Below are 11645 nucleotides of genomic sequence, written 5' to 3' on the forward strand. Positions count from 1 at the left end.
CAGGTCCCATTGCCAAGGCGCGGACGGGCTCCTACCCTGATCGCTCCGGCCCTCGGCTGCAAGGAATGTCCATGCCAATCACCCGCACCCGTCTCGCGCTGCTGCTGACTGCCGCGATGCTGGCAGGGTGTGTCTATCCGCCGGTGCTGCAGCGTTCGTACCAGTTCGAGCGGCACCCAGGCGTCTCCATGGAAATCTGGACCGACTACGCAGGCTACATGAGCACCACGCTCATCAACCGAAGCAACGTCGCCAAGTGCGCATGGACCGACGCGCTCGATAGCCGCCCGCTGCGGCCCGGCGAGAGCTGGCAGGTGGGACAGGTGCAGTCGCCGGGCAACGTGGTGGTGACCAACATGATGCCCTGGGATCCCGCCTGCGCGAAGGCCAAGAGCGAGTTCGGCACGGCGCCTCGCTGAAGGCCGCGGGGCGCGGCACGATTCCGCGTTCAGCGGCGTCCGCCGCCGCCGGTTCGCATTCCGCCACCGCCTCCACCGCCCCAATGGCCGCCATGGCCGCCATGGCCGCCGTGCGCATGGCCGCCGTGGCCTCCGCCGCCGCCATAAAAGAGGAAGCTGCCCGAGAACCACAGGGGCGAGTATCCGTAGTACGGGTAGCCGTAGCCGTAGTACGGGTAGCCGTAATACGGGTACCCGTAGGCATACCCGTAGGGATAGGGGTTGGGATAGGCATAGCCATTGGGAACCACGTAGGTCGCGGCGCTGGGATCCGCGGACGGTGGGGTGGTCTGGGTCGTCCCGGTGTTCGGGTCGACCGTGGTGGCGGGGTAGGCGTAGGGATAGGAATAGGGGTAGCCGTAACCGTAGCCGTACGGATAGGCGCAGCCCCCCAGCAGCGCGCAGCAGGCCAGCGGAAGGAGCAGGGATTTCATGGGGCTCTCCTGGCGGCGAAGCCGCCTCTTGTTCCTTCATACCCCTCGCACCACGGCGGCGCAAGCGGAACCTAAGTACGCGGGAGGCCGATGCAACCACCCGCCCGGGGCACGGGAAAAAGACACGGCGGCGCACCCGCGGCGCAACTGGGTCCGCTGCCAGCCAGGGGCCGGCCGGCCGCCTCGCCGCGTCTGTCAGGATCGCCGGCCCGGATCGTTTCTAATACGGGTCGCGCAGCGGCTTCCCGGGATCCGGGAGTGGGGCGCCGGCTGTTTCAGTCGGTCACATCGCCCCCCAGGCCGCCGGCGCCCCTCCCTGGACGATGTGGATGGCACCTGCGGTGCCGAGGACGGTTTCTTGCGCAGCACTTTCGGCAGTTCGAGACTGGTTCGCCTGATCGGCGACGGAGTGCCCGTGGACGACGAAGCCGGCGCCATGGACTTTGCCGAGCGCCTGAGCCTGTGGGTCAACGCCTTCGACGCGATCGGCCTGCAGGCGTCGCTGCAGTCCATCCGCGGCCTGGACACCGCGGCGGATGGCAAGGCGGCGGCCGCGCGGGGACTCCGCACGCCGGACCTCGCGGACGATTTCCGGAAGGTGCGCTCGGTGCTGGCCAAGGCCATCGCGCAGGATCCGCTCTCGGGGTCCGGCGAAGAGGCCGCCGACGGCACGGATCCCGGCTACGCGCCCTACCACCGCCGCCACCTGGAGCTGCAGCGCCAGATGGAACAGATGATCGGCGCGCTGCGGGGCCACGTGCGCCAGGCCGTCTCGCGCATGTCGCCGCGGCTGCGGCAGCTGGCGGCCCTGGATGCCACGCTGGAACCGCTGCTGGCGCCGCGCGAGCAGGCGCTGCTGCCCAAGGCGGCGGCGCTGCTGAAGCTGCGCTTCGAGCAGTCGCACCTTTCCGACGACGACCACGGCAACGGGGCCTTCGCCCGCCACTGGCAGGAAGCCTTGCTGGCCGAACTCGACCTGCGCCTGGAGCCGGTGGCCGGCCTCATCGATGCGCTCGGCACTGAATTGAAGAAGCGACCATGACCAAGTTCTCCTTTGCCGTGGCTTTTGCCGCCGGCGTGGCCGTGCTGGCCTGGATCACCGCCGGTTTTTCCGCCGGCGGCTGGCTGCCGCTCGCGGTCACCGCCGTGATCCTCGCCACCTACCTGCTGGGCGCCTTCGAGCTGCGCCAGTTCCGGGCAGCCACCGCGGACCTGCGCACGGCACTGGATGGCCTGTCGCAGCCGCCCTCCTCGCTCGAGGACTGGCTGCAGCGCGTGCCGCCCGTGCTGCGCACCGCGGTGCGCGCGCGCGTCGAGGGCGAGCGCGGCGTCCTGCCCGGTCCCGCGTTGACGCCTTACCTGGTGGGACTGCTGGTGATGCTGGGCATGCTGGGCACCTTCCTCGGCATGGTGGTCACGTTCAAGGGCGCGGTGTTCGCGCTGGAAGGCTCGACCGACCTGCAGGCTATCCGCGGCGCGCTGGCCGAGCCGGTGCGCGGGCTGGGCCTGTCCTTCGGCACTTCGGTGGCCGGTGTGGCCGCGTCGGCGATGCTGGGGCTGATGTCGGCCATCGCGCGGCGCGAGCGGCTGGACGTCGCGCGGCAGCTGGAACAGGCGATCGCCACGCTGCTGAAGCCGTTCTCTCTGGTGCACCAGCGGCAGGAGAGCTTCCGGGCGCTGCAGGCGCAGGCCGCCGCGCTGCCGCCGGTGGTCGATGCGCTGCACGCGATGATGGAACGCATCGAGGCGCGCAGCCAGCAGCTGGATGAGCACCTGCTGCAGCGGCACGACCAGTTCCAGCGCGAAGCCGGGCTGGCCTACACCGAACTCGCGCGCAGCGTGGGCGCGTCGCTGCAGGACAGCCTGGCGGGCAGCGCCAAGGCGGCGGGCGACACGATCCGGCCGGTCGTCGAGCGGGCGATGGCCCAGGTCGTCGGCGAAGCGCAAGGCCTGCAGGAACGCCTGGCGCGGGCCTTCGAGCAACGCAGCGCCGCGCTGCTCAAGGGCGTCGACGACAGCGCCGCGCGCGCGCAATCGGCGCAGGTGCTCTCGGAACGGGACAGGCTGCAGGCCTGGACGCAGGCGCTGCAGGCGCTGTCCGCCGAACTGCAGGACCAGTGGCGGCAATCCGCCGAACAGACCAGCGCGCAGAGCGGCCAGGCGCTGCAGCGCGTGCTGGGGCTGCTGGACGACTCGCAGGAACTGGTGCGGGTGCGGCGCGAGTCGGAGGCGCACTGGCTGCAGCAGCATGGCCAGCGGATGGACGATCTCGCGAACGTGTGGCGCACCGAGCTGGCCGCGCTGCGCGACGTGGAACAACGGCACGGCGACGCCGCGGTGCAGCGCCTCGAGGGACTGCAGGCCTCGGTCGCGCAGCATCTCGCGACGCTGGGCGCCGCGCTGGAAGCGCCGATCACGCGGCTGCTGAACACGGCGGCCGAAGTGCCGCAGGCCGCCGCCGGCGTGATCACGCAGCTGCGCGAGGAGATGAGCCGCGTGGCGGAGCGCGACAACCTCGCGCTGCAGGAACGCACCGAATTGCTGGAGCGGCTGAATGCCCTGTTGCAGACCTTGAACCAGGCCAGCAAGGACCAGAGCGTGGCCACCGAGGCGCTCGTGGCCTCCGCGTCCTCGGTGCTGGAACAGGCGGGGGCGCGCTTCACCGAATCGCTCGACGCGCAGGGCCACCAGGCCGCCGACATGGCGGCGCACATCGCGGCCGGCGCCGTGGAACTGTCCAGCGTGGCCGAGGCCTTCGGCCAGGGCGTGCAGCAGTTCCAGGCCAGCAACGACCGGATGATCGAAGGCCTGCAGCGCATCGAGGCGGCGCTGGGACGCTCCACCGCGCGCAGCGACGAACAGCTCGCCTACTACGTGGCGCAGGCGCGCGAGGTGATCGACCTGAGCATCGCGTCGCAGCAAGGCCTGGTCGAGAACCTGCGCGAACTCCAGGGCCGGCAGCGCAAGCCCGCCGCCCTCGCGGAAGAGGCCGCCGGATGATGGAACTGGACGACGGCGAACCGGGCACGCACGACGCCGCGCCCATCTGGACCGTGTTCGCGGACCTGATGGCGGGCCTGCTGGGCGCGTTCGTGCTGATCCTGCTGGGCGTGCTCGTCGTGCAGATGGACCTGGTGGCGAACCTGAAGTCCGAAATGGACAAGCGCCGGATCGAGGAGCAGCGCCGCATCGCGCTGGAAAAGGCGCTGGCCATTCCGCTGGCCTCGGGCCGCATCACGGTGAGCGACGGACGCATCGGCATCAGCGGCAGCGTGCTGTTCCCGGTGAACTCGGACCAGCTGCGCCCGGAAGGCCGCCTGCTGCTGCAAAGCCTGGTGCCGCCGCTGCGCGTCTACCTGGGCGAACGCAACGAGATGCTGATGGTCAGCGGCTTCACCGACGACAAGCCGATCGGCGACGGCAACCGCCGCTTCACCGACAACCTGGAACTGTCGGCCCAGCGCGCGCTGACGGTCACGCGTGCGCTGATCGACGAAGGCATGCCGTCGCCGCAGGTGTTCGCCGCGGCCTTCGGCGCCGAGCAGCCGGTGGCGTCCAACGCCAGCGACAAGGGCCGCGCGCTGAACCGGCGCGTGGAGATGGCCCCCGTGCCGAGGGCGGCCGGCGCCGCCGGCGCGAAGACTGCGTCGCCCCGTGAGTGATCCCGCGCAGGCGCCGGTGCAGAGCCCGCTGCAGCCGCAGCCGCCGGCCGCGGTGGACGACGGCAGCGCCGCATCCGTCGGCCCGGTGCACGCGCGCATCCATGAGGCGATGGAACGTCGCATGGCCACGCTGCCGGAGCCGGTCCGCCGGCTCCTGCAGCAGAAGCTGGAACAGGCCAGGACCCGGGAGGCACAGCACTCCACTTCGGTGGCGCCGGACCCGCAGGCGCGGCGCGATCGGCCCGCCCCGACGCCGCTCGGGCAGCTGAACGCGCACGTCCGCGCGGCCGCCGCAGCGCGGGTGCAGTCGCCCCTGCCCGGGGAAAGCCACGATCCCGACGAACTGGCGAGCGTGCGGGGGTTCCGCCGGGCCTGGGCCGGTGGCCGGTCCCTGGAACAGCTGGACCGGGCGCTGGTCCGCAAGCCGGCCAACGCGGGCCCGCTCAATTCGCACGCGCTGGTGCTGCAGGCCCTGTCGCTGATGCGCGATCTGTCGCCGGACTACCTGCGGCGCTTCGTGGCCGGCGTGGAGACGCTGCAATGGCTGGAACGCGCGGGCGGGCCACTGCCGCGGGAAGCCGCCAAGGCCGCCCGGCGCGGCACCCGCGCATCGCCGAAGACGAAGAAATAGCGCGCGCGGCGACGGTCGCGCTGGCGACCGCTGCGCTGCCATCGGCCGGCTCCTACCCCATCGCTCCCCCGCCGCTGACGGCGCGGCACGGCGGACGGCCGCACGCTCGGGCTACAGGAGACCTCGTCATGCAGACTTTCATCCAGCGGTGCGTCATCGGTGCCCTTTTGTGCCAGGCCGGCCTGCTCGCCTTTGCCCAGGGCACGGCTTCCGGCCGGCCCGACCGGGCGCCGGCCGGATTCACCTGCGGCGGCGTGGGCCAGGGCGAACAGGACCGCTTCAAGAGCGAGGCCGCCGCCCACCATGCCCTGGTGACCTTTTCCAGCACCAGCGGTGCCTACGTCGCCGGCGTCGAAGTGAAGGTGACCGGCCAGGACGGCAAGGTGGTGCTGCAGGGAACTTGCGAGGGTCCCCTCATGCTGCTCGACGTTCCGGCGCCGGGGCGCTACCGGATCGATGCCGCGTACGGCGGCAAGGCGCAGCACAAGGACGTGCAGCTGGGCACCGGCGCCGCCAAGGTGTCCTTCACCTGGAGCGAGGGCTGACGCTCAAGCCGTTCGTGGTGCTCGACGCCGGCGCGCGCATGATTGAAAATTCCTACGGTCCTGTCGAGGAAACAGGTGGACACTCGGGACCAGCAGGGGACCAAGCTCATGAAAACCGGAAGGAAGCCAGACACCCCGCCCGACACCGGTTGGCAAGAATCGCGCTTGCCCGGTGATCGCTCCGGCGAAGGCGTGAAGGACATCTTCAAGCACGTGCAGCGCGACATCCGCCGCAAGGCCGGGCTGCCGCCGAAGGACAAGCAGGACAAGAAGAGCTGATGCGCTCCTGGCCTGCGGCGCGCCCCGCCGGGCGCTGCGCCGCGCCAGCGGACCGATGAGCGATCTTCCCCACAGTCCCGCGGCCGAGCGCAACAAGGAACCGATCCTTGCGGTATTGCAGCGCGTGCTGCAACCGCGCGGCATCGCGCTGGAAATCGCCTCCGGGACCGGCCAGCATGCCGCCGCTTTCGCCGGGGCGCTGCCGGACTGGACCTGGCAGCCCACCGAGGCCGAGCCCGCCATGCTGCCCGCCATCGCCGCGCGCACTGCCGGGCTGGGCAACGTCCGCGCCCCCGTGCAACTGGACGTGATGGCCGCGGATTGGCCGGCGCCCCCTGCCGCACCGTTTGCCCAACGCTTCGACCTGATCTTCTGCGCCAACATGCTGCACATCGCCCCCTGGGAGGCCTGCGGCGGACTGATGCGCGGCGCCGCGCGGCAGCTCGTGCCCGGCGGGCTGCTGGTCACCTACGGTCCTTACCTGGAAGACGACGTGCCGACCGCGGCGGGCAACGTGGCTTTCGACCAGAGCCTGCGGGAACGCCATCCCGCCTGGGGCATCCGCCGCCGGGAGGACGTCGAAGCAGAAGCCCGGCGCGCCGGACTCGCGCTGCGCGAGCGGCACGCCATGCCCGCCAACAACCTGCTGCTCGTGTTCTCGGCGTGAGAGGGTTGCGCGGACTGGTTCGGCGCCGTGGAGCTGGCACCGGCAGCCGCGCAATAGCCCGGAAGAGCCACGCGCCAGCCCATCCGTGAGGGGATCGCGACCCTCCCGACGACCGTCCGGCGGCGAGCTGCGCGTTTCATCCCCTCGTGCATTGGCACTATGGAGCCCTACCGTCTTCGTGCCGGCTCCGGAAAAATGTGTCCAGACGTTCCTACCTCTGCGGTGATCGAGACGGTGCCAGGCGCCCTCGCACACCGACCCCCCGCCCCTTGTCCCCCAAGGGCCGGCGCCAGAGGCAGGAGCGCACACCGGAGCCCGCCCCATGAAAGTCCTCAACCTGCTGTACCTCGTCGTCGCCGAAGCGTTCTACCGCTGGGCGCTGCGCGAAATCGACCCGATGCACCCCGACGTCTCGAAGATCGTGCTGCGCCGCCACGAGCTGGCCCTGAAGCACCGCAGCATCTGGTCGTGACGGGCCGTTTCCCCATGGGCCCGACACCTGAAAGGCAGGCCGACCGCAGCCCTCCTTAAACCGGCTCGTTGCCGCGCGAAGCCTTCACCTGCCCGCGCTGGGTCTTGGCCTTCAGCCGTCGCTGCTTCGATCCGAACGTGGGCTTGGTCGGCTTTCGCACCGCCTGCGTCTGCGAGGCCTCGTCCACCAGCTCCGCCAGCCGCTCCAACGCCTGAGCCCGGTTCTGTTCCTGGCTGCGCGCGGTCTGCGCCTTGATGACGATCACGCCGTGCTTGGTGATGCGCTGGTCGCCGAGCGCCAGCAGCCTGTGCTTGACGTGCGCCGGCAGCGACGAGGCCCGGATGTCGAACCGCAGGTGCACCGCGCTGGACACCTTGTGGACGTTCTGGCCGCCCGGCCCCTGGGCCCGGATCGCCGTGATCTCGACTTCGTGCTCGGGAATCTCGAAGCGCATGCCGGCATTGTCCCGCCCCGGCGCCTCACCCATCACGACAGTCCTGGGGCGCCGCGTTCGGACGCCGTTTCAAACCTGGCCCGTCCGCAGCTGCGCCTGCAGCTCCCGGGCCTTCCTGGCGGTGGCGCCCGCACCCACCAGGACCGTGGCCGGCGCAAACGCCAGCATGTCCTCGAACGCCTGGCGCACGGTCGCGGCGTCCAGGTCCTGCACGCGCTGGATCGATTCGCGCACGTCGAACACGGTGCCCGCAGCCCAGAGCTGCTCGACGCAGCGCTGCAGGACGCGGAAGGGCCGCTCGACGGTGCGCACCAGCGACACCGACAGCTGATTCTTTGCGCGCGACAGGTCGGTCGCCGACACGGATGCGACCTGGGCAGCCAGCAGCCGCGTCAGTTCCTGCGTGAAAGCAGGCACCTTGTCCGGGGTGGTGGTGGCATCGATCACCAGCGCGCCGTGGACATCGCCCACGTCGGCCGTGGCGCCCACCGAATACGCCAGGCCCAGGCGTTCCCGCACGGCATCCACCAGCGGCGCGCTCATGCCGCCGCCGAACAGGGTCGCCGCCAGGCTCGCCAGGTGCGGATGCTGGCGGCGGCTGGGCGCCGGCCAGCCGATGTTGAGGTAGGTCTGGGAGACGCCGGGCAGGCGCTTCGCCTTCGGTGCGCCGACGTGGCGCGGGGCATCGGGAGCGCCGGCGCCACCGGTGCCCGGAACGCCGGCGAACAGCCGCCCGGCCTGGGCAAACAAGGCATCGACGTCGAAGTTACCCGCCGCCGCCACGACGATGCGGTCGGCAACGTAGTGCTTCTTCACGTGCGCGACCAGGTCCTCGCGGGTCATCGCGGCGATCGTTTCCGCCGTGCCGATGATGGGCCGGCCCATGGGGTGCTCGCCCCACAAGGCTTCGTCCAGCAAGGTGTACGAGAGCTGCTGCGGGTCCTCGTCGTACTCGGTGCACTCCTGCAGGATCACCTCGCGCTCGCGTTCCATCTCGTCCGGCGGGAAGGTGCTCTCCAGCACGATGTCCGCCAGCAGTGCCAGCATCTGCGGCGCGTGCTGGCCCAGCCCCTCGACGTAGTAGCAGGTCGCGTCCTTGTCGGTGTAGGCATTCATGTCGGCGCCCAGCGACTCGGCCGCCAGGTTGATCGCCTGCACCGAGCGCGTCGCCGTGCCCTTGAAGGCCATGTGCTCCAGGAAGTGGCTGACGCCCGCCTTGTCGGCGCTTTCGTCGCGCGAGCCGGCGCGGATGAAGACGGCCACGCTGGCGCTGGCCAGCTGGGGCATGGCCACCGCCAGCACGGTCACGCCGTTGGCCAGGGTGTGCAGCAGGGGCGCCGAGGCGGCCGGCGATGCAGCGGGCGAGTGGACGAAGGTGGAAAGGGTCAAGCGGATCCGCGATTCGGGGGGAACCGGTCGATTCTCGGTCATCGCCGGGTTCCGTCCCGGGACAGCGCGTCGCATGGGCGGCGCATCACGCTCGGCAGCGCTGCACGGGGTGACCCGGCCGTGAAAGGCCGATCGAAGGGGAGTCTTCCACCATCCAAGTGGATGGTGCTAAGATGGCCACATGCCGAGAGCCAGCACCAAGTCCGCGAGTTCCGCGCCCAAGCCCCAGGACGAGAAGGTCACCATCAACCTGGGCTGCGTGGACCTCGGGCAGATCGACCTGCTGGTGCAGGAAGGCTTTTATGCCAACCGCACCGACCTGATCCGCACGGCGACCAGGAACCTGCTGGCCGTGCATGCCGATTCGGTGCGCCAGGCGGCCGCACGCAAGACGCTGTCGCTGGGCGTGCTCTACGTGACGAAGGCGGACCTGCAGGCGCGCAAGGCGGCGGGCGAAACGCTCGACATCCGCGTGCTCGGCCTGGCCACCATCGACCCCGACGTGACGCCCGAACTGGCGCTCGCCACCATCTCTTCGCTGACCGTGCTGGGCGCCCTGCACGCCAGCCCCGCGGTCAAGAAGGCGTTGAGCCAACGCATCCGCTGAACGAGGACCCACCATGCCCCCCAATTTCAAGAGCCTCATGCAGCAAGCCGCCCGACTCGTGCGCGGCGGCGACCTGATGGCCGCAACCGCCGCCATCCAGGCCGCCCTGAAGGGTTCGACGCCGGAGCGCACCGCCGCCGGCGTGCCCCCTGCCCCCGGCGACATCGCCATCGACGTCGCCGCAAGGGAGATTCCCTCCGAAGCGCTCCCGCGCGCAGCGGCCGAGCCGCATGAGGCCAGCGAGCCGCATCGGGCCGAGCCGCAAGGCCCGGTCGCCTCGGCCCACGGCACGTTCGTCGCGGGCCGCTGCGGCGATGGCCGCACACAGCGCGACTACAAGCTGTATGTCCCGCCGCAGGCCGGCCGCAGGCCGCTGCCCCTGGTGGTGATGCTGCACGGATGCACCCAGGACCCGGACGATTTCGCCGCCGGCACGCGCATGAACGAGGCGGCCCGCGCCGAAGGCTGCTTCGTGCTCTATCCCGCGCAGTCGCAGCAGGCCAACCCGCAACGCTGCTGGAACTGGTTCAAGCACAGCCACCAGGAGCGCGGTCGCGGCGAACCGGCGCTGCTGGCCGCGATGACGCGGCAGGTCATGGAACGCCACGACATCGACCCCGCGCGGGTGTACGTCGCCGGCCTCTCCGCCGGCGGTGCGATGGCGGCCATCCTGGGCGAGACCTACCCCGACCTCTTCGCCGCCATCGGCGTGCACTCCGGGCTCGCGTCGGGTTCCGCGAAGGACCTGCCTTCCGCGCTGGCGGCGATGCGCTCCGGCGCCGACGCTGCCGCGTCCGCGGTGGCAGGCGTGCCGACCATCGTCTTCCACGGCGATGCGGACGCCACCGTGCACCCGGACAACGGGCACCACGTGATCCGCGCCAGCGCCGGCCGCGGCGACCGCGACCCGCAGGCGCACCGTGAGCAGGCCGACGGCGGACGCGACTACACCCGCCGCGTCCACCGTTCGCACGACGGCGAAGTGCTCGCGGAGCACTGGGTGGTGCATGGCAGCGGCCACGCCTGGTCGGGCGGCAGCCGGCAGGGTTCCTACACCGACCCCGCCGGCCCGGACGCGACCCAGCAGATGCTGCGCTTCTTCCGCGAGCACCCGCGGCGCCGCGCGAGCACCTGAAGCGTCCGCCTCAGCGGCGGGTGATCACGATCTCGAGATACTCGCTGGCGACCGCGATGCCGGCGCCGCCACCGCGGTCGAAGCGGTTCATCAGCCCCACCAGATCCTCCGCCAGCGCGTGCTGCCCGTCGGCGTCGAGCGCACCGAACGCCTTGAGGATCGGGCCGTAGTACCCACGGAAGACTTCCAGCATGTGCTCGGGCGAGCGGTAGCGAAACACGAAGTGCCGCTTCTCGGCATGGATGTCGGCGGCTGCGGTACCGAACAGCTCGTCGATGCGGCTCTGGGCGCCCCACAAGGCCGGCGACGTGACGCCGGCCGGCGGCGGTGCGTACTTGCCGACGGTCTTGAACACCTGGCCGATGAAACCCTCCGGCGTCCAGTTGGCCATGGCGACCTTGCCGCCGGGCCGGCAGACGCGCAGCAGTTCGGCGGCGACGCGGGGAGGATTCGGCGCGAACATGCAGCCGAAGGTCGACAGCACCGCGTCGAAGCTCGCGTCGTCGAACGGCAGGGCTTCGGCATCGGCTTCGCGGAAGTCGATGGCGTGCAGGCGCTCGGCCGCCGCGCGCTCGCGCCCGCGTTCCAGCAAGGCCGGGACATAGTCGGTCGAGGTGACCTCGCACCAGCGGCGGGCGGCGGCCAGCGTGGCGTTGCCGTTGCCGGCCGCCACGTCCAGCACGCGCTGGCCGGCACGCAGGTCGGCGGCCTCGCACAGCGTCTCGCCGACGATTTGCAAGGTGGTGCCGACCACGGCATAGTCGCCCGACGCCCAGGTGGCCTTCTGGCGGGTCTTGATGGCAGCGAAGTCGGGCGCGGCGGCGGCTTCCGGGCGCGCGAGGGTGGCGGACGATGCGGTCATGAGCATGGGCTCCCGTGGGATGAGGTTGAAGGAGTGACCCGCCGGGCGGG

The 11645-nt window shown here is 71.0% G+C and carries 14 protein-coding genes; 10 read left to right on the top strand and 4 right to left on the bottom strand.

The window, feature by feature from the left end; translation table 11 throughout:
- The first annotated feature begins 71 nt into the window (after positions 1-71).
- Complete coding sequence (locus AC1DSA_RS20640) at positions 72-419, top strand: hypothetical protein (RefSeq protein WP_477892669.1); 348 nt, start codon at positions 72-74, stop codon at positions 417-419.
- 29 nt (positions 420-448) lie between these two features.
- Here the strand turns inward: AC1DSA_RS20640 and AC1DSA_RS20645 are convergent, their stop codons facing one another.
- A complete protein-coding gene (locus tag AC1DSA_RS20645; RefSeq protein WP_477892671.1) occupies positions 449-892 on the bottom strand; it encodes a hypothetical protein in 444 nt (147 codons plus the stop codon).
- Between AC1DSA_RS20645 and AC1DSA_RS20650 the strand changes: the two genes are divergently transcribed.
- The 7 genes from AC1DSA_RS20650 to AC1DSA_RS20680 all read left to right on the top strand — a co-directional run bounded on the left by AC1DSA_RS20650 (position 891) and on the right by AC1DSA_RS20680 (position 7148).
- Entirely contained in the window at positions 891-1934 is a 1044-nt protein-coding gene (locus AC1DSA_RS20650; RefSeq protein WP_477892673.1) for a DUF3348 family protein, read from the top strand. The genes AC1DSA_RS20645 and AC1DSA_RS20650 overlap by 2 nt on opposite strands.
- On the top strand, positions 1931-3892 hold the full coding sequence (locus tag AC1DSA_RS20655) for a coiled-coil domain-containing protein (protein ID WP_477892675.1): 1962 nt from the start codon (positions 1931-1933) through the stop codon (positions 3890-3892). Before AC1DSA_RS20650 ends, AC1DSA_RS20655 begins: the two co-directional genes overlap by 4 nt.
- Positions 3889-4554, top strand: coding sequence for an OmpA family protein (locus AC1DSA_RS20660; RefSeq protein WP_477892677.1), 666 nt, complete (start codon positions 3889-3891; stop codon positions 4552-4554). Before AC1DSA_RS20655 ends, AC1DSA_RS20660 begins: the two co-directional genes overlap by 4 nt.
- A complete protein-coding gene (locus AC1DSA_RS20665) occupies positions 4547-5185 on the top strand; it encodes a DUF2894 domain-containing protein (protein WP_477892679.1) in 639 nt (212 codons plus the stop codon). The genes AC1DSA_RS20660 and AC1DSA_RS20665 overlap by 8 nt, the downstream gene beginning before the upstream one ends.
- A 128-nt stretch (positions 5186-5313) precedes the next feature.
- Positions 5314-5730 (top strand): hypothetical protein, encoded by a 417-nt coding sequence (locus AC1DSA_RS20670; RefSeq protein ID WP_477892681.1) that lies wholly within the window; start codon positions 5314-5316, stop codon positions 5728-5730.
- Positions 5731-6064: 334 nt separating this feature from the next.
- On the top strand, positions 6065-6676 hold the full coding sequence (locus AC1DSA_RS20675; protein ID WP_477892683.1) for a DUF938 domain-containing protein: 612 nt from the start codon (positions 6065-6067) through the stop codon (positions 6674-6676).
- A gap of 322 nt (positions 6677-6998) precedes the next feature.
- Positions 6999-7148: a hypothetical protein gene (locus AC1DSA_RS20680; RefSeq protein ID WP_477892685.1), complete on the top strand. Its 150-nt coding sequence runs from the start codon at positions 6999-7001 to the stop codon at positions 7146-7148.
- A 55-nt stretch (positions 7149-7203) separates the two neighbouring features.
- Here the strand turns inward: AC1DSA_RS20680 and arfB are convergent, their stop codons facing one another.
- Entirely contained in the window at positions 7204-7602 is a 399-nt protein-coding gene (gene arfB / locus AC1DSA_RS20685) for an alternative ribosome rescue aminoacyl-tRNA hydrolase ArfB (protein WP_477892687.1), read from the bottom strand.
- 69 nt (positions 7603-7671) lie between these two features.
- Positions 7672-8991: a M16 family metallopeptidase gene (locus AC1DSA_RS20690; protein WP_477892689.1), complete on the bottom strand. Its 1320-nt coding sequence runs from the start codon at positions 8989-8991 to the stop codon at positions 7672-7674.
- Between the two features lie 181 nt (positions 8992-9172).
- Between AC1DSA_RS20690 and AC1DSA_RS20695 the strand changes: the two genes are divergently transcribed.
- The gene (locus AC1DSA_RS20695; protein ID WP_477892691.1) at positions 9173-9598 is read left to right on the top strand and encodes a CopG family transcriptional regulator; all 426 of its coding nucleotides are present in this window, start codon (positions 9173-9175) and stop codon (positions 9596-9598) included.
- Between the two features lie 13 nt (positions 9599-9611).
- The gene (locus tag AC1DSA_RS20700; RefSeq protein WP_477892693.1) at positions 9612-10733 is read left to right on the top strand and encodes an extracellular catalytic domain type 1 short-chain-length polyhydroxyalkanoate depolymerase; all 1122 of its coding nucleotides are present in this window, start codon (positions 9612-9614) and stop codon (positions 10731-10733) included.
- A gap of 10 nt (positions 10734-10743) precedes the next feature.
- Here AC1DSA_RS20700 and AC1DSA_RS20705 read toward each other — a convergent pair whose 3' ends face one another.
- Positions 10744-11595, bottom strand: a complete 852-nt coding sequence (locus AC1DSA_RS20705; protein WP_477892695.1) for a class I SAM-dependent methyltransferase — start codon at positions 11593-11595, stop codon at positions 10744-10746.
- Between the last annotated feature and the right edge of the window lie 50 nt (positions 11596-11645).

Source organism: Ramlibacter sp. P4_H7 (genome assembly GCF_056400765.1).

Bases quoted from the DNA above. Each gene is read 5' to 3' on its own strand.
- AC1DSA_RS20640 (WP_477892669.1), top strand. From the start codon at position 72: ATGCCAATCACCCGCACCCGTCTCGCGCTGCTGCTGACTGCCGCGATG.
- AC1DSA_RS20650 (WP_477892673.1), top strand. From the start codon at position 891: ATGGGGCTCTCCTGGCGGCGAAGCCGCCTCTTGTTCCTTCATACCCCT.
- AC1DSA_RS20645 (WP_477892671.1), bottom strand. From the start codon at position 892: ATGAAATCCCTGCTCCTTCCGCTGGCCTGCTGCGCGCTGCTGGGGGGC.
- AC1DSA_RS20655 (WP_477892675.1), top strand. From the start codon at position 1,931: ATGACCAAGTTCTCCTTTGCCGTGGCTTTTGCCGCCGGCGTGGCCGTG.
- AC1DSA_RS20660 (WP_477892677.1), top strand. From the start codon at position 3,889: ATGATGGAACTGGACGACGGCGAACCGGGCACGCACGACGCCGCGCCC.
- AC1DSA_RS20670 (WP_477892681.1), top strand. From the start codon at position 5,314: ATGCAGACTTTCATCCAGCGGTGCGTCATCGGTGCCCTTTTGTGCCAG.
- AC1DSA_RS20675 (WP_477892683.1), top strand. From the start codon at position 6,065: ATGAGCGATCTTCCCCACAGTCCCGCGGCCGAGCGCAACAAGGAACCG.
- AC1DSA_RS20680 (WP_477892685.1), top strand. From the start codon at position 6,999: ATGAAAGTCCTCAACCTGCTGTACCTCGTCGTCGCCGAAGCGTTCTAC.
- arfB (WP_477892687.1), bottom strand. From the start codon at position 7,602: ATGCGCTTCGAGATTCCCGAGCACGAAGTCGAGATCACGGCGATCCGG.
- AC1DSA_RS20695 (WP_477892691.1), top strand. From the start codon at position 9,173: ATGCCGAGAGCCAGCACCAAGTCCGCGAGTTCCGCGCCCAAGCCCCAG.
- AC1DSA_RS20700 (WP_477892693.1), top strand. From the start codon at position 9,612: ATGCCCCCCAATTTCAAGAGCCTCATGCAGCAAGCCGCCCGACTCGTG.
- AC1DSA_RS20705 (WP_477892695.1), bottom strand. From the start codon at position 11,595: ATGACCGCATCGTCCGCCACCCTCGCGCGCCCGGAAGCCGCCGCCGCG.